Annotated in this window: 22 protein-coding genes; 2 read left to right on the top strand and 20 right to left on the bottom strand. The window is 45.2% G+C overall.

Translation table 11 applies throughout. The features are described 5' to 3' along the window. Positions 1-60 precede the first annotated feature (60 nt). The 7 genes from BN6539_RS03790 to hutH form a co-directional block, all read right to left on the bottom strand. Positions 61-729, bottom strand: a complete 669-nt coding sequence (locus tag BN6539_RS03790; protein ID WP_067534122.1) for a GntR family transcriptional regulator — start codon at positions 727-729, stop codon at positions 61-63. A gap of 48 nt (positions 730-777) precedes the next feature. Next, entirely contained in the window at positions 778-1686 is a 909-nt protein-coding gene (gene ftcD / locus BN6539_RS03785; RefSeq protein WP_067534119.1) for a glutamate formimidoyltransferase, read from the bottom strand. Positions 1687-1726: 40 nt separating this feature from the next. Next, complete coding sequence (locus tag BN6539_RS03780) at positions 1727-2353, bottom strand: cyclodeaminase/cyclohydrolase family protein (RefSeq protein ID WP_067534115.1); 627 nt, start codon at positions 2351-2353, stop codon at positions 1727-1729. Continuing rightward, positions 2353-3588, bottom strand: a complete 1236-nt coding sequence (gene hutI, locus BN6539_RS03775; protein ID WP_067534112.1) for an imidazolonepropionase — start codon at positions 3586-3588, stop codon at positions 2353-2355. Before hutI ends, BN6539_RS03780 begins: the two co-directional genes overlap by 1 nt. Before the next feature lie 15 nt (positions 3589-3603). Beyond that, positions 3604-4044, bottom strand: coding sequence for an HD domain-containing protein (locus tag BN6539_RS03770; RefSeq protein WP_067534109.1), 441 nt, complete (start codon positions 4042-4044; stop codon positions 3604-3606). 74 nt (positions 4045-4118) lie between these two features. After that, complete coding sequence (locus tag BN6539_RS03765) at positions 4119-6143, bottom strand: urocanate hydratase (RefSeq protein WP_067534106.1); 2025 nt, start codon at positions 6141-6143, stop codon at positions 4119-4121. A 41-nt stretch (positions 6144-6184) separates the two neighbouring features. Further along, positions 6185-7726: a histidine ammonia-lyase gene (gene hutH, locus BN6539_RS03760; RefSeq protein WP_067534104.1), complete on the bottom strand. Its 1542-nt coding sequence runs from the start codon at positions 7724-7726 to the stop codon at positions 6185-6187. A gap of 598 nt (positions 7727-8324) precedes the next feature. Between hutH and BN6539_RS03755 the strand changes: the two genes are divergently transcribed. After that, on the top strand, positions 8325-9869 hold the full coding sequence (locus BN6539_RS03755; RefSeq protein WP_067534101.1) for a L,D-transpeptidase: 1545 nt from the start codon (positions 8325-8327) through the stop codon (positions 9867-9869). Between the two features lie 64 nt (positions 9870-9933). Here the strand turns inward: BN6539_RS03755 and BN6539_RS03750 are convergent, their stop codons facing one another. The 8 genes from BN6539_RS03750 to BN6539_RS03715 all read right to left on the bottom strand — a co-directional run bounded on the left by BN6539_RS03750 (position 9934) and on the right by BN6539_RS03715 (position 18409). Then, the gene (locus BN6539_RS03750; RefSeq protein ID WP_067534094.1) at positions 9934-10605 is read right to left on the bottom strand and encodes a DUF4367 domain-containing protein; all 672 of its coding nucleotides are present in this window, start codon (positions 10603-10605) and stop codon (positions 9934-9936) included. A 5-nt stretch (positions 10606-10610) separates the two neighbouring features. Next, a complete protein-coding gene (locus BN6539_RS03745; RefSeq protein WP_082907344.1) occupies positions 10611-11147 on the bottom strand; it encodes an RNA polymerase sigma factor in 537 nt (178 codons plus the stop codon). Further along, positions 11147-12406, bottom strand: coding sequence for a histidinol dehydrogenase (gene hisD, locus BN6539_RS03740; RefSeq protein WP_067534092.1), 1260 nt, complete (start codon positions 12404-12406; stop codon positions 11147-11149). Before hisD ends, BN6539_RS03745 begins: the two co-directional genes overlap by 1 nt. 160 nt (positions 12407-12566) lie before the next feature. Further along, the gene (locus BN6539_RS03735; RefSeq protein ID WP_067534089.1) at positions 12567-16154 is read right to left on the bottom strand and encodes a collagen binding domain-containing protein; all 3588 of its coding nucleotides are present in this window, start codon (positions 16152-16154) and stop codon (positions 12567-12569) included. A gap of 265 nt (positions 16155-16419) precedes the next feature. Next, positions 16420-16653: a 30S ribosomal protein S18 gene (rpsR, locus tag BN6539_RS03730; protein ID WP_330385052.1), complete on the bottom strand. Its 234-nt coding sequence runs from the start codon at positions 16651-16653 to the stop codon at positions 16420-16422. Positions 16654-16671: 18 nt separating this feature from the next. Next, on the bottom strand, positions 16672-17139 hold the full coding sequence (locus BN6539_RS03725) for a single-stranded DNA-binding protein (protein WP_067534087.1): 468 nt from the start codon (positions 17137-17139) through the stop codon (positions 16672-16674). Positions 17140-17158: 19 nt separating this feature from the next. Beyond that, complete coding sequence (rpsF, locus tag BN6539_RS03720) at positions 17159-17446, bottom strand: 30S ribosomal protein S6 (protein WP_067534085.1); 288 nt, start codon at positions 17444-17446, stop codon at positions 17159-17161. Between the two features lie 126 nt (positions 17447-17572). Further along, entirely contained in the window at positions 17573-18409 is an 837-nt protein-coding gene (locus tag BN6539_RS03715) for a MerR family transcriptional regulator (protein WP_067534083.1), read from the bottom strand. 84 nt (positions 18410-18493) lie between these two features. Here BN6539_RS03715 and BN6539_RS03710 point away from each other — a divergent pair, with 84 nt between their 5' ends. Continuing rightward, positions 18494-19120: a GNAT family N-acetyltransferase gene (locus BN6539_RS03710; RefSeq protein ID WP_067534079.1), complete on the top strand. Its 627-nt coding sequence runs from the start codon at positions 18494-18496 to the stop codon at positions 19118-19120. 76 nt (positions 19121-19196) lie between these two features. Here the strand turns inward: BN6539_RS03710 and BN6539_RS03705 are convergent, their stop codons facing one another. The 5 genes from BN6539_RS03705 to BN6539_RS03685 form a co-directional block, all read right to left on the bottom strand. Beyond that, complete coding sequence (locus BN6539_RS03705; protein ID WP_067534078.1) at positions 19197-20117, bottom strand: sugar phosphate nucleotidyltransferase; 921 nt, start codon at positions 20115-20117, stop codon at positions 19197-19199. A 133-nt stretch (positions 20118-20250) separates the two neighbouring features. Next, a complete protein-coding gene (locus BN6539_RS03700) occupies positions 20251-21336 on the bottom strand; it encodes a hypothetical protein (RefSeq protein WP_067534077.1) in 1086 nt (361 codons plus the stop codon). Beyond that, positions 21333-22208 carry an ABC transporter ATP-binding protein gene (locus BN6539_RS03695; RefSeq protein WP_067534074.1) on the bottom strand — a complete coding sequence of 292 codons (876 nt, stop codon included), beginning with the start codon at positions 22206-22208 and terminating at the stop codon, positions 21333-21335. Before BN6539_RS03695 ends, BN6539_RS03700 begins: the two co-directional genes overlap by 4 nt. Beyond that, entirely contained in the window at positions 22193-22966 is a 774-nt protein-coding gene (locus BN6539_RS03690) for a hypothetical protein (RefSeq protein ID WP_067534073.1), read from the bottom strand. The genes BN6539_RS03695 and BN6539_RS03690 overlap by 16 nt, the downstream gene beginning before the upstream one ends. Then, entirely contained in the window at positions 22963-23505 is a 543-nt protein-coding gene (locus BN6539_RS03685; RefSeq protein WP_067534072.1) for an RNA polymerase sigma factor, read from the bottom strand. Before BN6539_RS03685 ends, BN6539_RS03690 begins: the two co-directional genes overlap by 4 nt. Positions 23506-23544 lie beyond the last annotated feature (39 nt).

Here is a 23544-nt window from a genome sequence, read left to right as displayed (position 1 = left end):
TAGCTGTAAACAAATTAAATGTTTAAAAAAAGGGAATCTGCCATAGATTCCCTTTTACTTTTAATCCTTTATCTTATATACAACCTGCGCTCTCCTCTTGGAGCCGTCCAGATGTCTTGCCATGGCCTCTTTGGCTTTGACAACATCCCGTTCTTTGATCGAGTCGAGAATCGCTTTATGCTCTGCAAAGATTTCCTCCAGATACTCGCTCTCATAGAATAATACTTTCCGGGTCTGCTCGATGTATTCTTTATAGGAGCGCAGTACCTGCGCCATAAAACGACTTCCCGTGGCATTATAGATGATATCGTGAAAATCCGTATTGATCTCCAATACTTTCCTGCCGTCTTTTCTCGTCGTATAAAATTCCATCAAGTCACTTTGATCCTGCAGGTTGCTGATTTCCTCTGGCGTAATCCTGTTGACAGCCCATTCTACAGATAAGACTTCCAATGCTTTTCTAACTGCATAGATATCTTCGATATCCTGCTTTGTAAAGCCCTTGGCAAAACAACCTCTATTTGGTATGTAGTCGATCAGGCCCTCGTTTTCTAACTGCTTAAAAGCCTCTCTAATGGGAGTCCTGCTCACTCTGAGTTCTGTTGCTATCTGATTTTCCTTGATCTTTTCTCCAATCTTATATTCGCCTTTTAGGATTCTGTCCCTGATAATATCGGCGATTTCGTCAGTCAGTGAGAATGTATTAGAGAATTGATTACTGCCAGTCATATTTCGCTCCTTGTTACTAGAAAATTTATCTACCCTATATTTATATCATTATAGAATATGATTTTCAAGTACTTGTGTGTGGAAGTCAAAATCTTTTATCTGCAGATAGTATTCTGCGGAGTCGACCAGCGCTTTCATAGGGCAGAGACCGATGATTTCTGTACCCGTAACCACGACACCATATCTCTTTGCTTCAGCCTTTACCAGTTCCGTCACACGGTACAGCGGCGTCTGCTCGTAGTTGGTCATGTTGATGGAAACCTGGGCGTACTTCTTTCCAGTCACTTCGTCCTCTATATCAAAGCCCATGGCCTTGACGCACTTGAGTCCGCCGTCTTTTTCTCTGATGATCTTGGCGATGTCTTTGGCAACCTGTACGTCGTCAGTATTCAGGTTCAGATTATATGCGACGAGAGGCGGTCTGGCGCCTACAGCCATCACACCGGCAGTCGGATGGATCTTTCTGCCGCCAAAATCAGGTTCCCAATCCGGTTCCTGCACTTTTTCGGCCATGCCTTCGAACTGTCCTTTTCTGATCTTCACCAGGTTCTGTCTCTCTGGCCTAGTTGCTGAGTATTCATAGAGGAATACCGGTACGCCTGCTTCCTCTGCAATTCTTGCGCCCACGACTTTGGAAAGCTCCACGCAATCCTCTGTGGTGCAGTCTTTGATAGCCAGGAACGGCATCACGTCAACAGCGCCCATTCTAGGGTGTTCGCCAGTATGCTGCGTCAGGTCGATCAGCTCAGCCGCCTTCTTTACCAGTTTGACGCTGGCCTCTTCCACACCCTTTGCATCACCGATATAGGTGATGACGGTTCTGTTGTGGCTCTCATCGGATGAATAGTTCAGCAGTGTGCAGCCCGGTGTCGTTCTGATCTGATCCACACACGCTTCGATAACTTCCGGTCTTCTTCCCTCACTGATGTTAGGAATACTTTCAATAATCTGTGCCATTTTTCTTTACCTCCTATAGGAACAAGTCGTACTATCAAATTTATAAACTTTCCGCTACCTGATTATAAAGCTCATGAGCGATGCCGTCCGCTTCGTCAAACATCTTCTGCCCCTCTTCTGCATAATACTTCGCCTTCACCTCATCCTTGATGCCCGGAAGGTTGATCTTCACATTGAGCCAGGCACCTTTGATGCAGCCCGTCAGATTGAGAATAGCGACGCCTAAGTCGCTGGCAGCGTTGGGATTAGACTTGCCAATCATGGTCTTTGCCAGCATCAGACCTTCGTAACCCAGCTGCATGGTTCTGAAAGGAACCTCTGTAGAAACCAGGGTTCCATCAGCGATGGCTTGCTTTCTGGCCGCTTTCTCCTCATCTGTCGTTTTCGGCATTTTAAATGCAGCCGCAACCAGATTGAAGGCTTCTGTGTCCTTGTCGATGCCCTCTACTAACTCTTCGTAGAGCGGCATGCCCTTTTCCTTAGCATTTTTGCATACTTCTTGATAGTCCGCATACTTTTCCTTACCAAGGGTCAGGTCGGCCACCATCATGAACAGGCCTACACCCTGAGCTCCGGCAAGGGCGCTGACAGAACCGCCGCCTGGCGCCGGCGCGTCAGATTTTAAAACGTCGAGATACTCCTTTACCTGCATATCAACTAATTTCATTATACTAAGTTTCCTTTCTTTATAACCTGTAACGCTAAGTTGGATCCAAAGCGATAACATAACATTTCCATGTTCGGCGCATTCCAAATGACCAAATCGCCCTGCTTGCCTTGTTCCAGTGTTCCAACCAGATGACCTCTGTTAATCGCGCAAGCCGGATTGATGGTGACTGCCGTCAAAATTTCCTCCGGCAGCAGTTTGTACTTCAGACAGCCCAGGTTCATGACGAACTGCAGGTTGAGAGAAGGACAGGACCCCGGATTAAAGTCCGATGCCATCGCGACCGGAATGCCCATTTCGATCATCTTTCTGGCTGGTGCAAAGTCCGCCCCCAGATAGAAAGAGGTGGCCGGCAGACACATTGCAGTGGTTCCCGCCTTTGCCATGGATGTGAGGCCTTCCTCATTGATAGCGATCAAATGCTCACAACTAACCGCACCCATTTCTCCAGCCAGGACGGAACCGCCAATGGCCTCAATCTCGTCCGCATGAATCTTCAGGTCAAAGCCGCAGGCTTTGGCGCATTCCAAATACTTCTTGCTCTGCTCATAGTTAAAGACGGAATCCTCTGTAAACACGTCGGCAAACTCCGCCAAGCCGTGTTCTTTCACATAAGGGAGTAATTCTTCACAGAGCATATTGATAAATTCATCTGCTCTGCCCTTGTACTCCTCTGGAATCGCATGCGCTCCCATAAAAGTAGCCACGATATCCATCGGATGGTCAGCATTGAGTTTTTTCAGAACCTCAAGCATTTTGACTTCGGTGTCAAAATCCAGGCCGTAGCCGCTTTTTCCTTCACAGGTAGTGACGCCCAGGCCCATCATCTCATCGAGAAAACCTTCTGTCTTCTGATAAAGCTCCTCAAAACTTGCCGCTCGGGTCTTTCTGACAGTGTCCAGAATGCCGCCTCCGGCTCTGAGAATGTCTAAGTAACCTGCGCCTTTCAGTTTAAGGGGAATCTCGTTCTGCCGATAGCCGCCGAAGACCATATGGGTATGACCCTCTACCAGACCCGGCGTAACCAAATTCCCTTCAGCGTCTATGACGGTTTCTGCGTCTTCTGCCTCTGACGGAAGGATTCCATCGGAGGTGATTTCTTTAATGATGCCGTCCTCAATTAAAATTGCAGCATTCTGCAGCTTCAAATTCTCAGCCTGCTGCTTTCCCTTGTGGCTGTAACTGCCAACTGGCGTCTGCAGGCAGCCAATATTTTTTACTAATAATGTCGCCATTTATTTATCCTCTATCTATTTCTCATCCAAAAGAATTTCTAAGGCTCTCTCGTACTTTTCTTTGTACCAGCCCTTTTGGGAGATGGTAACGGATCGTGAACGCGCATTTCTAGATTCGTCCAAATTATGCTTTAAATCTGCGATTTTTACTTCTGTTGCAATCGGATTGCTTTTGATCGCTCTGATATAATCGTAATAGTCTTCTTTTCCGTGGGTCAGAAGAATGACTGCTTCTACAACTTCCGGCGGAAACTTTTCTGTCAGGTCTGCTTTTTTGTACATGGTATCTTCGAGAATGTCGTGAAGCAGTGCAACACACGTTGTCGTCTCGTCACTCATCTCTTCTGCGATATGGGCAGGATGGAAAATGTACGGGATACCGCTCTTGTCCGTCTGTCCGTGATGTCCTCTGTATGCCATCTTCATCGCTGCTTCTGTTAAAGGTGTATAAATCATGTTGCTTTCCTCCAAGTGTAATGTGATAATACCGCGAGAGACTGCACAAATACAGCCTCTCGTCAGCTTTTATCTTATTTTACAAATTCGTCTACCATCTTGTCAACGAGATCTTCGTCGGCCATATATGGAATGGTGATATGGCCTTTGCCGTCGTAATTCTTGTTGTATTCTACTGAGGTAGAAACGGCATTTTCGTTTCTCGCCCAGTTTCTTCTGGCAACGCCGCCCATGACGTCCCACATCATCGCGGAGTTGATGATTTCGTCTACTCTTTCGCTTCCGTCCAGAAGCAGGCCAAAACCGCCGTTGATGGCCTTGCCGATGCCAACACCGCCGCCGTTATGCAGCGCACAGAGGGACATGCCTCTTGCCGCATTTCCGGCAAAGCACTGTACAGCCATGTCTGCCATGACATTGGAGCCGTCTTTGATATTGGAAGTCTCTCTGAATGGGGAGTCGGTACCGGATACGTCGTGGTGGTCTCTTCCCATCATAATCGGTCCGCATTTGCCCTCTCTGACCAGTTTGTTGAATGCCAAGGCGATATCTCTTCTGCCTTCTGCATCCTGATAGAGGATTCTTGCCTGGGTTCCTACAACTAGTTTGTTCTTCTTTGCGTCTCTCACCCATACCCAGTTGTCTCTGTCTTGGGCTCTTCTCTCAGGATTGATGCAGTCCATGGCAGCCTTGTCTGTCGCATCCAGATCTTCTGGCTTTCTTGACAGGCAGACCCATCTGAACGGTCCATAGCCGTAGTCAAAGAGAATCGGTCCCATAATATCTTCTACATAAGAAGGCCAGATAAATCCGTCCTTGTCGTCGCGTCCGTTCTTAGAGATTTCTTTGATGCCGGCATCGTACATTGCTTTCATAAAAGAATTCCCATAATCAAAGAAATAGGTTCCATTCTCTGTCAATGTTTTGATGGCATGATAATGTCTGTGCAAGGTCTCATCCACCTTCTTACAGAATAAATCTCTGTCTTCGTGAAGCAGTTCTGTTCTCTGATCAAAGGTCAGACCCGCCGGGCAGTAACCTCCATTGTATACGTTATGGCAGGAAGTCTGGTCTGAAAGTAGGTCGATGTGGAAGTTCTTTTCTACTGCCGCCTCTAAGAGATCTACGATGTTACCGTGATAAGCGATAGTAATGCTTTCCTTTGCAGCCAGTTTTTCGTTCGCTGTCCTGAAGATCTCGTCGATATCGTCCATGACAACGTCAACCCAGCCCTGGCTGTGTCTCGTTTCGATTCTGGAATAGTCCACCTCGGCAAAGATGCCTACAGCATTGGCGATGTTGGCCGCCTTTGGCTGTGCGCCGCTCATGCCGCCAAGCCCGGAGGATACAAAGGTATGTCCTGCCAAGTCTCCCTGTTCTGCTACACCTAAGTACTTTCTGCCTGCGTTGAGAATCGTATTGAAGGTGCCATGTACGATACCCTGTGGTCCGATGTACATCCAGCCGCCGGCTGTCATCTGTCCATAGTTTGCAACGCCCATCTCCTCTGCGATTTCCCAATCGTCCAGATTGTCATACTGTCCGACCATGATGGAGTTGGTGATGATGACTCTCGGCGCTGTCGGTTTTGATGGGAAAAGCCCCAAAGGGTGGCCTGACTCTACTACCAGGGTCTGATCCTCCGTCAATTCCTCTAAGTACTTTTTAATCAATCTATACTGCAGCCAGTTTTGGCAGACCTGACCGGTTTCACCATATGTAACCAGTTCGTAAGGATACAGCGCAACGTCGAAGTCCAGATTGTTTTCAATCATGACCTGGAACGCTTTGCCTGCCAGGCATTTGCCCTTGTACTCGTCAATTGGCTTCCCATACATTCTGCCTGTCGGTCTGTATCTGTAGGCATAAATTCTGCCACGTGTAGTCAGCTCTTCCATAAACTCAGGAGCCAGTTTCTCGTGCAGTTCTTCTGGTACGTAGCGAAGGGCGTTTTTCAGTGCGATCTTCGTCTGCGCCTTAGTCAGTCTGAAACCTCTGTCCGGCGCTCTTCTGATTCCCTCCTCAAACTCTGGATAGTCAGGATATTCCGCATCCAATTTGATGGTCATAGCGCCTGCAATTGTTTTATTATCAAGCATCTTAAATCCTCCTTCTATAAAAATTCTAATTGATATTTTATTTATTTTAATGTGACGACTTTTTCTACTGCTTCGAGCAGACTGTTGTCTTTGATCATTTCATCGAATTTGACTAATTCGTCGTGCATGATGATGTCCTGATCGATTGGATCAGACAGCGTTCTGATGTAATCGTAGGCAGCTTTTGTGGCAGGCGCAAGATTTTCCACCTTACTCTCGCCAATCTCTTCTCTGAGCCAGATGCCCTGTGCAGCAGATGCCAGCTCGATGCCGATCACTTTTTGCGCATTGTCGAGAACCATTGCTGCTGTTCTGGCAGAAGTGGTACCCATGGAAACATGGTCTTCCTGGTTTCCAGAGGAAGGAATCGAATCGACGCAGGCTGGATGGTCATACACCTTATTCTCTGAAACCATAGATGCCGCCGCATACTGGGCAATCATAAAGCCAGAGCAGACGCCGCCATGCTTTGTGAGAAAGCCTGGCAGTCCTTCTGAAAGGGCTGGATTGATCAATCTCTCCGCTCTTCTCTCAGAGACGTCCGCCAGCTCAGAAATAGCCATCTTCATGAAATCGAAGGCCAGCGCCATGGGCTGTCCGTGGAAGTTTCCGCCTGAGATGACTTCATCCTCGTCTGGGAATACCAGCGGGTTATCTGTCACTGCGTTAATTTCTTTTGATACGACGTCATACACATATTTGATGGCATCTCTCGATGCACCGTGAACCTGCGGGATACATCTCAGGGAATACGGATCCTGTACTTTAGTCGGCTGAACATCAAAGGCATTCTTACTGCCGTCTAATAGGGTTAGCAAATTTTCTGCTACGATCTTCTGGCCTTCGTGGCCTCTCAGTTCTTGAACCTTTGGGTCATATGCCTTGGTAATTCCATGCAAGGCTTCAGCCGTCATAGCTGTCGCGATATCAGCAACCTTGAGCAGACGCATGGCATCCCAGAGCACATTGACCCCTACCGCGGTCATCATCTGTGTGCCGTTATTGAGGGCCAGGCCCTCTTTTGCCGCTAACTCGACCGGTGTAATACCAGCGTCTTTCAGAGCCTCTGCCGCATCTACCGTCTCGCCTTTATACTCTACCTTGCCAAGTCCAATCAGGCCCAATGCAATATGGGAAAGTGGGGCAAGGTCGCCAGAAGCGCCAAGGGAACCCTTTCTTGGAATGACCGGATGTACCCCAGCATTCAGCATATCCACCATAGTCTGCACCGTGGAAAGACGGATACCTGAATTTCCTCTGGATAAAGCGTTGCAACGAAGCAGCATTGCTGCTCTCACATACTGTCTCGGATACGGTTCCCCGAGAGCACAGGTATGGCTGATAATCAAATTCCTCTGCAGATCTGCCGTTTCTTCTTTAGAAATCAACACATTAGCAAATTTACCAAAACCAGTAGTTAAGCCATAAATGACGGCGCCTTCTTCCAGTTTTTTTTCAATATAATCTCTTGCTTTCTGTATTGCTTTCTGTGCCTCAGGGGCAATTTCTACTTTTTCATCTCCGCGGCAAACGCGAATGACTTCCTCAACTGTGAGGTCACGTCCGTTGATAACAACTGCCATAGTAATCTCTCCATTTCCTTTAAATCTTTATGCGCGGTAATGCATAATAATTAACTAATCACTTTGTTTTTTTGATAACTAATATTATACAATTTTTCAGAATATAACTCCATACTTTTTTACTAAAAAAGCTAAAAATATCAGCTTTTCAAGCATAATTTCAGAAAATTCTTTACCAGTTTCTCCTTTTATTTTTCCCCTTTAAAACTTTAGTCTATTAACACTTTACCCTGTATATTTATTAAATACAATGCGTCTGTGTGTAAAAGGATTGAAAATACAGGGCGGCGTGAGTTTTTTCTCCCAGGCTGATTGTACATGCAAAAAAACAAAGCTAAAAAGCATGATTTCAGAATAAGGCAAGGGGAATTTTTAATAAATATACAAATCTTCCATATTTATTTCGATTTTTTCTATACTGTCTTAGAGCAAAAATGGTATAATGGTTCCACGATCTTTCGATGTTATCGTTAGGTTGGAACCATTGAATCATGTGCTGTGATTCTATTTTTGAAAGGATGCACATGGTATAATGGTTCCACAATCTTTACGGCGTTGCCGTAAGGGAAAATCATAAATATTTATAGGGGAAAAAGAGATGATGAAAAGGGAAAAAACACTCAGCATATTGCTGATACTGACACTGGTATTCTCCATTGTATTCAGCAGCGTATCCGTTTCAAATGCCGCTACCTATACAGGTAAATACTGGCTGAAAGTCAATGAACAACGAAATGTCGTATCCGTTTCAAATGCCGCTACCTATACAGGTAAATACTGGCTGAAAGTCAATGAACAACGAAATGTCGTATCCGCTTATAAAAAGATTGATGGAAAGTGGAAGCCGGTCAGGGCGATGCTCTGTTCTACAGGATTAGGCGGCACCACACCAAAGGGGACTTTTTATACACAGGGGAAATGGCGCTGGGGTGCGCTGATGAACGACGTTTACGGTCAATACTGCACACACATCACCGAGGATATTTTGTTTCATTCGGTATATTACAAAGACTGCTACAAAAAAAATACTCAGGTGACTAGTCAGTTCAACTTGTTAGGGAGCGCCGCCTCTCACGGCTGTATCAGGCTTTCGGTCATGGATGCGAAATGGATTTATAACAACTGCAAAGTGGGAACCAAGGTTACAGTCTACAGAAGCGCTACTTCAGGTCCGCTGGGAAAACCTAAGCCAATTAAGGTGTCTCAGAGCCGTTATGCCTACTGGGACCCGACAGATCCAGATCCGGCTAATCCGTATTTTAAGATACGAAAGCCAGTAATCACTGTATCTTCTAAGAAGAAATTAAACGTGCAGTACGGCAGTAAGTACGACCTGAAATCCTACGTCAATGCAAAAGATCCAAATACCTTCATGAATCTGAAGTCCAGAATCAAGGTCAGCAAGGTGCAGAAGTATTCTTCCACAAAGAAAAAATATGTGAAGGCGTCTTTTACGACCAAGTCTCTGGGTACATATAAAGTTACTTATACCGTTAACGATCCGTACAGCAAGTCTGCATCCAAGATCGTTAAAATCAAAGTGGTCGATAATTTAAAAGCGCCGGTCATATCAGGCGCAAAGAACCGCACTGTAACCTGGGGTGACAAAAACGCACTAGGCAAGGTAACCGCAAAGCAGGCTTCTGCCAGCAGAACGTCTGCCATAAAAACACATATCAAAGCGCCTGGCAGCAGCGAATATAGGGTTTACTCCAATGCCAGCGCCAAAAAATATGTCTTCAGCAAGACCGGGACATACTATGTAAAATATGTGGTCAAAAACAAGTACTCTCCATACAAAGCGGCCACAAAAACGATTAAAATCACCGTAAAACAAGGTGCCGTCAACAAAAAGCCTGTTCTCACAATTCCTGCGGACAGGACCGTCCTTATAGGTGCCGTCAACGCCTTTGAGGGCGTATCCGCAGTACATAATGGGAAAGACGTCACAAGTCGCGTAAAGGTCAGTATTCTAGCTCCAGGGGAAACGGAATACACCAGTTATACCCAAAGTGAGGCAAAAGCCTACACTTTCAATCAGACTGGCGAATATAAGATTCAATATTCTATTAAGAATCAATACACGCCGTATCAAACTGTGACAAAAGTACTGTCAGTGAACGTAAACGCTAATGAAACCTAAAAATAGAAACCTCCCAGCTAGATCAATCGGCTGGGAGGTTTTTTATAGCATAGGAAATATTGTCTTAGTATGTTTTCTCCGCCATTTCCCTGATGACCTCCATAGAGCAAGTTCCTCCTACATGAAAAAGATAGATTCCGTTTGACCATATGAGGCTATTGTTGTCGTTGCTGGAGTAGGCGTACCCCTTATAGCCGTTTACTTTCGTCTCTTGCAAGTCGCCTGTCTCCTTATCCAGCCCCAATCCCAGCCCCTCAATATCACCCGTCTGAAGATATGAGATTTCTTCCCCTTCCTCGTTTTGATAGATAATGGAATACTGCTGTCCTTCAACTTTATCCTCGTAGATGACTTCATAACCCGCAGGAACCTCCGGCTTGATGTAAGTGAACTGTTTCGTCAGTCCGTCGGGATCGTCCACTTTAAAGGAGACGTCTAAAGAGCCTTCTGCCTTATTGTCCTTTGTAAGCCACTGGACAATTGGCCTGCGGATAGCCGCAGCACCAGCAGCTGCGGCCATAAGCATCGCTGCAATTAACGCCATCGCAGCAGCCCTCCTAATCCGGTGTCTGCCTACGCTGACATAATTTCTGTCGGCAAGTCTGGATATCCGCTTCATTTCTGTTTGAAAGCTGCCAGAAAAGGTGTCCTGCTCATTAAAATCATCTGCATCTGGAATACAACTAAACTCTTGCTTTACCGCCTCAAATAGCGCAGCCCGCAGCTGCTTTTCCATCTGCCTCACCTTCCTTTCTCCAGGTTATCCTTTAATATCTTCCGAGCCCGCTGTACTCTTTTCTTTGCCGTCTCCGTTGTAATGCCCAGCAAATTTGCGATTTCTGTTATCTTGTAATCGTATACACCATAAAGGTACAGCGGATATCGGTAAGTCTCCGGCAAGCTGAGAATTTCGTTAATTAGTTCGTCGATTTCAACCTTGTCAAAAACGCTGTCATCTTGGCGCAGTTCGCTATCGGGCAGTAAGTCAATATCTTCTATAGAGCCCGCTGTCGCTTCCTTTTTTGCAATTGTCAGCGCTGCGTTTCTAACTATAATAACCACAAAATTTTTAGTTTGGGGACAATCAATTTCACCTACCTTGTAAAAATTTTTAGCAATGCGAAAAAAGGCCTCCTGTACCGCGTCCTCTGCCAATTGGTCGTCGGTAAGAATGCCTTTTGCTACATAGTGCATCAGCTTTCTATATTTCTCATAAAGCTTATCAAATTTACTCTTTTCCTCTTTTGCATCTAGGAGGGTCAGAAACAGAGTCATCATTATTTTCTCGCTTCGGCAGCCTTTGCGTGGCCTTCCAAACCTTCGCCGTATGCCATCCTGGCTACGAGAGGCGCAATCGCCTTCGATGCTTCTAAACTCATGCTCTGGTGTGTGCAGGTCTTGAGGAACGTGCCGACCCAGACGCCGCCAGTGTAGCGGGAGGCTTTGACCGTCGGCAGGGTGTGATTGGTGCCTGAAGCGTAGTCACCGAATACCTCTGCGGTATTTCCTCCGATAAATAGAGAGCCATAGTTATATAACTGTTCAACAATATCATCTGGAGTCTCAATATTGACTTCCAAGTGCTCGGGCGCATAATCATTAGAAATCGCCGCGGCCTCCTTCAAAGAATCCACTACGATGACCTCACCGTAATCCTCCCATGATTTTCGCGCAATGCCCGCCGTGGAAAGAACTGCAAGCTCTGCTTCGACATCAGCAATCACGTTTTTTGCAAAGTCTCCATCAGTCGTCACCAGGATGCCCTTCGCATTGGGATCGTGTTCCGCCTGCGCCAGCAGATCTGCCGCAATGGTTTTGCTGTCGGCTTTATCGTCCGCAATGACTAGTACCTCGCTTGGTCCGGCCACAAAGTCGATGCCGATTTGTCCATAGCACTGACGTTTCGCCTCGGTTACATACTGGTTGCCCGGACCCACGATCATGTCTACCGGTTTGATCTCCTCTGTGCCGTAAGAGAATGCCGCAACCGCCTGCGCTCCTCCCACTGCATAAATCTCATCAGCTCCGGCAAGATCCATTGCCACCAGCGTCTTATAGTGAATCTTAGACGTACCTTTGACTGTCGGGGAACAGGCTGCCACTCTTTTGACCCCTGCCACCTTTGCCGGCGTAATCAACATTAAAGCTGTAGAGTAGAGGGGATAGCCGCCCCCAGGAACATAGCAGCAGCAGGAGGACACCGGAATGATTCTGTGTCCCAGATAGATGCCGGGCTGCGGCGAATAGTTTTTAAGTTCCGTTACCGTGCCGCGCTGGGCTGCCGCAAACCCCTCTATATTGGCTTTTGCTTCTTTCAAATCTAAAAGCTCCTGATCTGTCATCTGGTCATAGGCTTCCTCAATCTCTTCGCGACTAACTCTCAAGCACGTTCTTTTACAGGCATCAAAGCGTTCGTTGTACTTGTGTAATGCTTCGTCTCCCCTTGCACATACATTATCTATGATTGCAGTCACCGCATCACGGAGGGCACGATTGTCCTCTGCGGTCCTTTCTTTTGATTGCTTAATCACCTTCATTTTGTTACCTCTTTTTCTATATTCAAACACAAATCAATTCATCACATTACTATATTAAAGCAAAAGATTGCCGCCTTGTCAAGGCTGAAATAGAATGGATGCTGCGGGCTGGGCACTAAAAGCAAAATAGAGGCTGATAGCAGCCTCTATTTCGTGTATTTTATTCTCCTTCTCTTCTGCAGACCATCACAACTGCCGCTGCTGACAGCGAAGTGATTAACAGCAGCGTCCACAACATCAGTTGGGCGCTGTCACCAGTCTGCGGCTGGTTGGAATTTTCTGCTGTCGCCTTGCTGCCATCATTGCTCTTATTCGGTGTCGTCTCGTCAATCTCCAAATGTTCATCGTCCGGAAGTTCAGGTCTCACCACATCGTCACCGCCCGGATTTTCTGGGTCCTCCAAGTTCTCGTCTGGCGGAAGTGGTTTCGGGTCCGGCGTAGGATCTGGCTCCGGTAGAGGATCTGGCGTCGGTGTAGGCGTTGGAGGCAATGGCGTTGGTGTGGGCGGAGGCGTCGGTTTATCTTCTTCGGCGGTGTTAAAAACAGTTATCCCGATGCGCAGTGTGTTATTAGAATCACAATCCGCAGTAAACGGTTTCCCGTCAATCATGATTTCTGCACTTTTTTGCCCGCCAATCTCCGTTACATTACCGACAGCCATGGTATGCACGGTATTGTCAAGGATGTACCCTTTCGGTGCTTTTGTCTCTTTAAAGGTATATTCTTTCCCGAATTTTATACCCTTGTCAAAGGCGAGCTTCCCTGCTTCGTCACTAGTTGCAGTTCCAATTGCTTTACCAGCCTCATTATACAGAGTGAATTCAGCGCCTGGCAATAATTTTAAACTGTCTTCTGCATCTGTTTTCGTCATCTCTAAACGGATATTATCACCACTGATGGAACCGTCAAGGCCCCCGGCCATTAAATCCACAGACCCGCTAGTCGCATATACCTCTTCAGCAGAACCGTCAAAAGCTATCGTATTTTTGATTTCACTCAGGTTGTTCGTTATATCTGTCTTAAATTTAACGGTATATGATTTGGTCAAGTCCAGCCCTGCAGGCAGCTTCATCTCAAGCGTCTTAGTGTTCTCATCATATTTTGTTGTCAATTCGCTGATTTCGTTTCCATCAGCACCATACAGCTTCGCACTTTTATCCTGATACTCAAGTCCTGGAGGCAAAACATCCGTAAGCAGCGCATTCTGTTTCGTGATATTTGCTCCATTTTTATTAATCTTGACTTCCCAGTTAACGGTATTTCCCACTTTATAATTGGTGCTCTTATCTAAGGAAGGCTTGAAATTCACCTTTACGGGTGCCTTTACCTTTAGACTGCCCTTAAACTCTTTTGCTGTCGCCTGGCAATTATTCGTTACATCCAAGCTTTCTGTACCCTCCGCAATATCGCAAGCGGTCTTCAATGTAATCGTCTGTGACTCATTCACGGAACCAGGAAAATGAATAATCGGATTGCCGTCCTTCATTTCATAATAAGGGGACGTTTTGCTAACAGCTGTTCCAATGGCCTCATCGTTTACCATGAGACTGCCTTCGACAAAATCGTGGCCGTCTGGCAGGGCCTCTGTAATGATCCCATTGGTCAGCGCATATTTATTTGCATTAAAGGTAATCGTCCAATCGAAATAACCTTTTCCACCGTACGTACTGGCTGAGGAGTCAAAAGTTCCATTTTTTTTCAGCAGTGCAGAGTGGTTAACATCAACTTTTACTTTTTTGATCTCCTGCTCGTCAATTCCTTCATATTTGAGTGTTGCGCGGTTCTCAAAACCAGTGGTATTTCCGCCGTTTTCTACTCTGAATTCTGTAACTTCTGTTCTATAGGTGATGCTGACCGCCTTATTTCCAACATTATTTAAGGTAAAAGTAATTTTGTTTGGATTTGCTTCATCTATTTTATACGTTACATTCTTCCCAAGCTGTTCCTCACCATCATATTTTATGCTGATACTTTTTTCGTCCAGCTTCTGCTTATCACCAATGGTATCTGTAATAGTAACTGGTTTCACTAAATCTTTTTTCCCATTGTTAACATTAATCGTCCAATTAATCCAGTTTTTCTCTTCACTTGTTGAAAACTTGCCATTTTTTGCAAAGTAGATAAGCTTATCATACGGACCGAGAGCGTTCCCCCAGTCCTCGTAGTCGCCGCCAATTTTATGCGTGTCATCCACCCACAGCGCGGCAACGTTACTTATGGATAAACCCGTAAAACCATCATTGTTAAAATTATTGTCTTTTAAGACTTTAATCGTGTAATATACCCAAGCTTTTTGATGATCCGCAGACAGCGGAATGGTCATCGTCGGTTTGCCTTCCTTATTCGTGCCAAGTTCAGGCGTTACTGCTTCTGCTTCTGCTTTATTATCTCTTGTATAGTTGATGCTTACGCTGTCAGCCACAAATTCGGCACCACTCTGCGCATTAATCGTGTCTACAATCTTTGCAGCGGTAAAATGATCATTTCCTTTTCCGTATCTGACTTCGATTTTATAAGTGAGAAGATAATTACCATCCTTATCAAGCCTTTTTTCCCAGCTTACTGCTCCATCTTTCCCCTTCTGCACAAAGGTATCTCGCACCTTCACTTGGGCAGTTGCTTCTGCTTTTGCTTTATTATCAGCACTCTTTAGGGTCGCCTTGTTTTTCACTGTCACACTGTTATCGAGATCACTGCCTTTTGCTGTGTACCAAACCGTATCGCTGACAGTAGTTCTGTAAGTGAGTACGTGGGAACCTTCGCTGACATCATTGGGGAACGTGTATGAAAAGCCTTCGTCCGTCAGATGCAGTGATTCGTCGGCAATGACTTGCTCTTCCATTCTCATACTGCCAGAAACATAAGTCAGATGATTTTTGTTATACGCATCTGTAATGGTATATCCAGCCAGGGTATCTTCTTTATCCGGCGTCGCTGTAATGGTCCACGTCACAGTGTTATCATCGTTCAGTGTACCCTTCTTTTTGACGGTGATTTCCTTTTTTTCTTCTTCCGGTTTCTGATAAATATCAAAGCTATCCACATTGGCAGGGAATTTGCCTAGGTCAAACTTGATCGTGCCGCCTTTTGACTCATCTACTTGAGCGCTGCAAGTTATCTCCAAATGCCCGGAAACATTGTTTTCGGGCAGCGCTTTGGTGAACTTTACAGTGATCATTCGCTCTGCGTTAATTGACCAAACAGCGTACCCGTCTTTGCCTACGGAATAATCGTAGTCAATATTAATCCCTGACAAATCCAACTGCTCTGGCAATGCTGGCAGAACATAGCTTGTGCCTTCCTCTACCTCCTCCGGATTTGGAATAGTAAATTCATACCGAATCGCGACGGGATCGCCGTCCTTTACCGGATTTTCTTTGCTATATTCTTCTTTAGTAATGGTATTATAGAAACTAAATCTCGTCAAAAAGTCAGAAAAGTCATTGTTCATCACGTCTTGTTCGTCATCTTTTTTCTCGTCTTCTGACGAATCATTCCCACTTTCTCCGGAACCAATACTGTCTTCTTTCGGTTTATCGATTGTCTCCCCATCAGAATTGCCATCGTCAATCTGCCCCGCGTCACCGTCTCCAAGGCCTTCATCTCCATTTTCGGCGATATTTGTTCCATCGCCAGCGCCTAAACCATCTGCCGCCGGGTCCTCTGCAAAGGCGACCTGACAGACAGCGATAAATATCATACACATAGCCAGAAGGACAACAAAAAATTTCTTCCCCTTTTTTAACATTTTACACTCTCCCTTACGTTTGACTTCTCTATATCAAATTGGTTATTTTTACATAATATAACACTTGATATTTTACCTTTTTCTTACTCGTTCGTAAAGGACTATGAGCAATAAAAACATTGAAATTCCAATAAATAACTGAAAAATAACTCACAGCAAAGACGTCTGGCTTAATAAACATATTTTTGTAAAATTTTTGGCAAAATGCACTAAAAAAGACTTTCCTAATTAGGAAAGTCTTTCAATTGCATCTTATAAAATAAAATTAGTCTGCAACATATGGAAGCAGCGCAACAATTCTTGCTCTTTTGATTGCTGTCGTTACTTCTCTCTGATGTACAGCGCAAGTTCCTGTGATTCTCTTAGGAAGAATCTTACCTCTTTCGGTAATGTACTTTCTAAGCTTCTCTACGTCCTTGTAATCAATTGCTTCTGTTTTATCAGCGCAGAATTGGCATACTTTTTTTCTTCTCATGCCACCACGTCTTCTATCCATCATGATTCATATCTCCTTTCCTTAGAATGGAACATCTTCATCGATTGCCTGGAATGAATCCGGCATCTCCTCAGGCATATCGTTGCCTCTAGGAGCACTGGCGCCAGCATTGCCGCCGCCATAATTTGAAGATGCATTCTGTCGTGGAGCGGAACTGCCGCCTGACGGTCTGTCTCCCCACTCTAAAAATTCTACTCTGTCTGCTACAACATCGGTCGTATAAACAGTGACGCCATCTTTATTCTGATAGCTTCCGGTCTGAATTCTTCCCTGAACACCGACTAATCTGCCCTTTGCAAGATATCTCTCACAGTTTTCGGCCTGCTTGCCAAAAACCGTAATTCTTGGAAAGTCTGTCTGCTTTTCGCCGCCAGCCCTAACTGGCCTGTCAATAGCGACGGTAAATGTCGCTACCGCCATCTGTGTTCCAGAAGTGTATCTGATTTCCGGATCGCGGGTAAGTCTTCCGATTAGTACTACACTATTCATTCTTAACTACACCCCATTCCTATTTAGCGTCTTTGTTGATGATGATGTGTCTCATTACATCGTCAGAGATTCTCATTCTTCTGTTCAATTCCATAGGTAATTCTGTGCTTGCTTTAAATTCCATTACAACATAGTAACCCTCGAATTTCTTTTCGATTGGATAAGCAAGTTTTCTCATTCCCCAAGCATCTACTTTGTCGACTTCTCCGTCCGCTGCAATAATTGTCTTGACCTTCTCAATTGTAGCTTCTCTTTTTTCCTCTTCTAAAGTAGGATCGATAATGAACATAACTTCATAATTTGTCATTGGTTTCACCTCCCTGTGGACTAAATGGCATAAGCCCTGTGCTTATGCAGAGATCTTGCGTTTAAACACGCCTTATTATTATACACATATCAAGTGATAAATGCAAGTACATTTTTGCAAAGCTTTCTATGCTTTCTTTTCTGGTACTAATTTAGAAGAGTCTTTGATTCTTATAGCCACCTGCGTGATGTATTCCTCTTCACTTGCCATGGCAAAATCGTTGATGCCCTTTTCAAACGCATAACCAGTTAACCTTAGCTGTCGTTCATCTGCATAGTCAAACATTTTTTCATATAACTCCGGAAGCCTGTCCCATGTGCCTTCTAAATAACCGCACAAGTACACCCCACTTGGTTTGATCATGACATTTTTCACCTTTTCACCGTTCATAATCGGAGAATACAAACCATCATACTTGTCAAATTGTTTACTTTTCACTTTTTCTAAAGAAATATAACTGCCAACTCCCGCGCGATATTGTTCTGGAGGCCATGTATCTTGTACATATTGAAATACTTTTATAAAGTCGTCGTCTTCGAACTGATATGGAACTGTCCGTAAATACTCCGCTTTCTGCTCAATCATTTGTATTTCCATGTCGTCAATCTGTCGGCAGAGCAAAAGATGTTCCTGTTTTTGTGCCAGCACAGCCTTTACCCTCTTCAGCTTTTTGATTTCTTCATCAATATCCTTCTGCTTACGCAAGATGGTCTGCAGGAAATCCTCTGTATCAAAAAAATGCACAAGTTTTTGAATTTCGCTGATACTGAGATTAATTTCTTTTAGCATTCGTATAAATTCAAATTCTATGCTCTGTGTGTAGTCATAATACCGATATCCGTTCTCACCTTTATGTGCCGGGGAAAACAAGCCAATATTGTCATAATAATGCAGCGTCCTTTTGTTCACGTGATGCAGCCTTGCAAATTGTGCCGTTGTCAGTTTTATCATTTCTTTTTTCACAAAATTCCCTCCTTGACTTTACACCAACTAGATAGTTTACCATTAGTATATACCAAACAAAAGGAGATAGAAAGGAATAGAGATATGGCAGAAAAAATCGTATTAAGAGCGTTAAGGAAAGCAGATTTCAAAGCACTGGAAAATGTAATCAGAAAAACATGGAGTTACGATAAATTCGCCACTCCCAAAGCAGCTGAAACACTAGCCAGAGTGTACTTATCAACCTGCCTTGCGAACCAAACGTATGCTCAGGTTGCTGAAGTGAACGGAATTCCAGCCGGTTTAATACTAGGCAAAAACATCGCAAAGCATCGGTGCCCGTTAAAATACCGCCTGCGGCAGTTCAGTGCAATCACACGGCTGCTGCTTTCAAAAGAAGGCCGTGACATCTTAAAGTTTTATAAGGATATCAACGGTATAGACAGCCAGCTGCTAAAGAAGTGCAGCAAAAACTACAAAGGCGAAATTTCTTTGTTTGCATTATCCCCGGAATACAGGGGACTAGGCATCGGTAAGAAACTGTTTCAATGCCTGCTGAATTATATGCAAAGCGAAGGTATCAAAGAGTTCTATTTATATACAGATACCAGCTGCAATTTTGGATTCTACGAACATCAGGGGATGAAACGTCAGCAGCAGCATAAGCAGTTTGTCAATATAAGGGGTCAAAAAGGAGAGTTGGAGTTCTACGTATATGATATGACAGTCTAATGGCTGTAACGTCAAAAAAGCTCGTACATACCGTTATGGTATTGTGCGAGCTTTCTCATTATGACTGCGCCATGACCTATTTCCACAGCTTATCGGGATAAATCCCTTTGTCCTTCATGGACTGCAGGGCGCTTACCACGCCTTCCTTGTCTTCCTTATATGTGACGCCGTACCACCTGTCTTGTGATTGAAGCACCTTGACAGATGCCTTGTCTTCTTTGATCAGCTGATCTACCACCCCGGGCAGAAAATATTCTCCCTTCAGCGGGTTCTCCGCCAGCGCTTTATCCAAAAACGCCGGGAATCTCGCTTCCATCTCCTTGACAAAGGACTCTGTAAAGCCCCAGAAGTTCATAGAGACGGTAGTTCCTTCCGCCAAAGGGTACCAGGAATCACCCTCATCCTCTGTATAAGCGATTTCCCCATTGCGCCACATGATTCTCGTTCTCTCCACGATATCCTGCAGAGTGCCGTCCTGGGAAACCTCACAGACACCCCTCGCCACATGGCCGTTTTCCGTCAAAGTGTTCTCCAGCAGATAACCTATCATGCAGTATCTATATTTTTCATCGTCTTTTGCTGTCGCTAAGTAGTCGTAGATAGACTGAAAAGCGCCAGGACCATAATAGTCATCCGCATTAATTACCGCAAAAGGTCCGTCTATGAGTTTTCGCGCACTGAGTACCGCATGACACGTGCCCCACGGCTTTTCCCTCTCTGCTGGAACCTGGTAGCCTTCAGGAATGTCAGTAAGCTCCTGAAAAGCGTATTCCACCTGCAGGTGTTTTCCCGCTCTCTCGTCGATCAAAGCCCTGAAATCCTCTTCGTTCTCTTTTTTGATAATAAATATGACTTTTTCAAAGCCCGCCATCATAGCATCGTAGAGAGAAAAGTCCAAGATAATCTCTCCTTTATCGCTGATTGGATCGATCTGTTTAAGACCACCGTAGCGACTGCCCATGCCGGCAGCCATTATAATCAAAGTTGGTTTTTCCATCGTTGCCATCCTTTTCTCTGTGATATTATGATACTTATTTTATCCCATCTCATATAAAATTACAATAGGCGGTATGCACTGGCATACCGCCTTAATTTATTTCCGCCTATTCAAATAAACTGCGATCAAAGAATTACACCATTTTCCGCCGAAAAACCCTTTTTGTCACCACAAAGGACAGGATACAGACGGCAACCATGGTCAGCATCGGCAGACAGCCGAAGTTAAAGGCAAAGCCGCCCAGCTCCACCAGCGGAAACTGCAGTACGCTGCCCACCGTAGACATGATCACCGGCATAAAGGACAGAATCCGCTGCAGCCACTCGAAGCTCAAGGAGGAAAGCGTAAGCGGAATGGTATAAATCAGCAGCGCCGTAATCAGCGCCATAAAGGATGACTTTGCAAAGGAAGAGCAGATCACCACAATCCCGGTAAGTCCGCACATCGCCGTCATCCAGAGCAGCACCGCATAGATGATGGTCTGTCCCATGGTCATGGCGTATGGCACGCCGGAATAATCGCCCGCTGTCATTTCGAGCTGAATACTCATACTCCATCCTTCTGTGCCGAAAAACAGCACCATCAGCAGCCAGTTGACCAAAATGACAACGCCGGCAACGACTGCGGTGAAAATCAAAGACGCCGTCACCTTTGATATGGCGCACTGCTTCTTTCCCATCTTTGACGTCAGAATCAGCGCATCTGTGCCGCGCATGTATTCATCCGAGAAGACAGGAGAGAGGGCTACGATGAGAAAATACCCCATGACCAGGAGCAGCATGGGCATATATCCCAAAAACTGCTGTTCTCCACGGGCATAATGAAACTCTCTGTGGGAGGAGTCTGCACCATAAAGTTCTTTGACGGACAATCCGTTGTAGTTGCCCGTTTCATCCAGAAACAACTTACCTACAGAGTCATAGGCGTAATCCATCCGCGCATAAAAATCTGTTTTCTCGATTTTTTCCTGATGATCCAGCAGAATCTGCTTTACGGTATCGTCAGTAAGGACGCCTTCATAGGGTTTCGTCAGTTCCCTGTCCACGGCAATGGCTCCAGCGCCTTTGCTGTATCCTCCCTGATCATTCATCACGCCCATGGACGGCATGGCGGTAAAGATATAGAATACGAGATTCAATCCGATCAAGGCAACCAGCCCCGCCCAGACGATCTTTCGTCTGCAGATCTTCTCCAGTTCAAATCCGATTAGTCTGCTCATTGTTCTTCACCTGCCTCTTCAAAATAATACAAATACAGATCTTCCAAAGTCGGCGCAACCTGTATCGCCTCTTCCATCGGCTTTTCGTCCGACACAATACGAAGCACTGTGTCGCTTCCTTCGTGTTTTAAATTTCCCACGTTATATTCAGCCACATAACGGTCTACCTCTTTGCCTTGTACTCTGCACTCCCATACCTTGCCTTCAACCTCTTTCGTAATTTCCTCTGGCCGTCCCTGATGCATAATCCTTCCACTCTTCATCACAAGAATCTGATCCGCAATATACTCGATGTCAGATACGATGTGAGTAGAAAAGATGACAATCTTGTCTGAAGACAGAGAACTGATCATATTTCTGAATTTCACTCTCTCTTTTGGGTCCAGTCCGACAGTCGGTTCATCCAGAACCATGACCAGCGGATCGTTAAGAAGTGCCTGCGCGATACCCAGTCTCTGCAGCATACCGCCTGAAAAGGTTTTGATCTTCTTGTTCCGCACCTCCATGAGCCCTACTTCTTCAAGAAGCTGCAGGGACTTTTCTTTCGCATATCCCTTGCTCAGCCCTTTCAGAGAAGCAAGATACAGCATGAATTTATAGGCAGTAAAATCAGGATAATAACCAAAATGCTGTGGCAGATAACCCAGAACGTTTCTATACTCCTCGCCCAGACCGGTGATATCCTCATGATCGTATTCCACGCGGCCTCCCGTAGCCTGCTGAATATCGCAGATAATTCTCATCAAAGTCGTTTTTCCAGCGCCATTGGCGCCCAGCAGCCCATAGATCCCTGGTCCCAATTTCAGCGTCACGTCATCTACGGCTGTTTTCGTATCATAGACTTTTGATATATGATTCAAATATAATTCCATTTGTTATACCCCTTTCCGCTGCTTCGCAATAAGATGGCTGCGGCAGCAATGAGCAGTACCAAACTGGCTGTCAGTATTGGCACCGCCACCATGTACTGAGAAAAAATCTTCGCAAATAAGGTCTGATTCAGTGCACCGTTAATCCACAGCATAATCAAAGATAAAAAAACTCCTGTTCCCGCCAACACGTAATTGGTACACCTGTGGCGCAGTTTTACAATCAGCCATAAATACAAGCTGTTAGAAAGATTGAACGGGACAAGGATCATGACAGCCGTCAAAGCGAATTTTGTGCCGCTAAGTCCTGTTATAAAGATGGCAGCGCCCAAAACGAAAAAATCCACACATCCCAAAATCAACATTTTCACGGCAAAGATACTCCGCAGATTATGTCTGCACGACATTTCCAGTTCCCACATATTGTGTCCATAGCTTCTGATTAGTTCGCAGCCGCCGATAATTCCCAACAGGGGAGTCACGATTGAAAACGTTGTAAAGAGCTGCGCCCCATTAGATCCTGTAAGTCCGCTCAAGACGAGCAGGAGTACCATTGCCTGAAGAATCCAAGTTGTAGGGGAAATGTATGCAGCCAGCTCTCTCAGCCGCTGTAAAAAGGGCTTCCCCTGTGTCAGCGGCTTATTCGCAAGAGCCTTTGAAGCCAGCAGCTTTGTCATTGCTTTCTGCTCTGGTCTCGGGACAGGCACTGTATATTGACGCAGTGCTTTCCGCAATCGTTGCTCTTCCATGTGTCTCCTCAAAACAGTCCCTCCTTCTCTAATATTTTTTTTAATTTGTTTTTTCCCTGTCTGAGACGTGATTTCACTGTGGGAATGTTAACTCCCGTAACCTTAGCAATCTCATTGATCTTTAAATCACTGTAGAAACGCAGTATGATCACATCTCTCTGCATCTGAGGCAAAGCATTCAGCGCCGTCCTGACGGTATCCGCCACGGCTATCTGATTCCCTATATCTTCTTTATCAAATGCAGCGGTAAGCCCTTCTTTTGCCTCTGCCTCATCTTCAATAAAACAGTCGTCCCTTTTGCGCAGACCGTCATTGCAGGCATTGCTGGCAATCTGAAATAGATACGGCTTAAACCGGTCCTTTTCAATATAAGAGTCCATGTAGCGGATCATTCTCAGAAAGGTATCCTGCGCGCAATCGTAGGCCAAGGCTTCATCTCCTGTCTTATAATAGCAGAATTTGAAAATCTGATCGTAATACCTTTCTATGAGAATTCCCAGCAGATCTCTTTCTCCCTGTTTAATTCTCGTAATTAATTCTGCGTCTTTCACCGGGGGAGCTCCTTTCTTTATAACATAGGGACTATCGTT

This window comes from Emergencia timonensis (assembly GCF_900086585.1).
GTDB classification, from domain to species: Bacteria; Bacillota; Clostridia; order Peptostreptococcales; family Anaerovoracaceae; genus Senimuribacter; species Senimuribacter timonensis.
The sequence above is the reverse complement of the archived record's forward strand: the minus strand, read 5'-3'. Positions and strand labels throughout refer to the sequence as shown.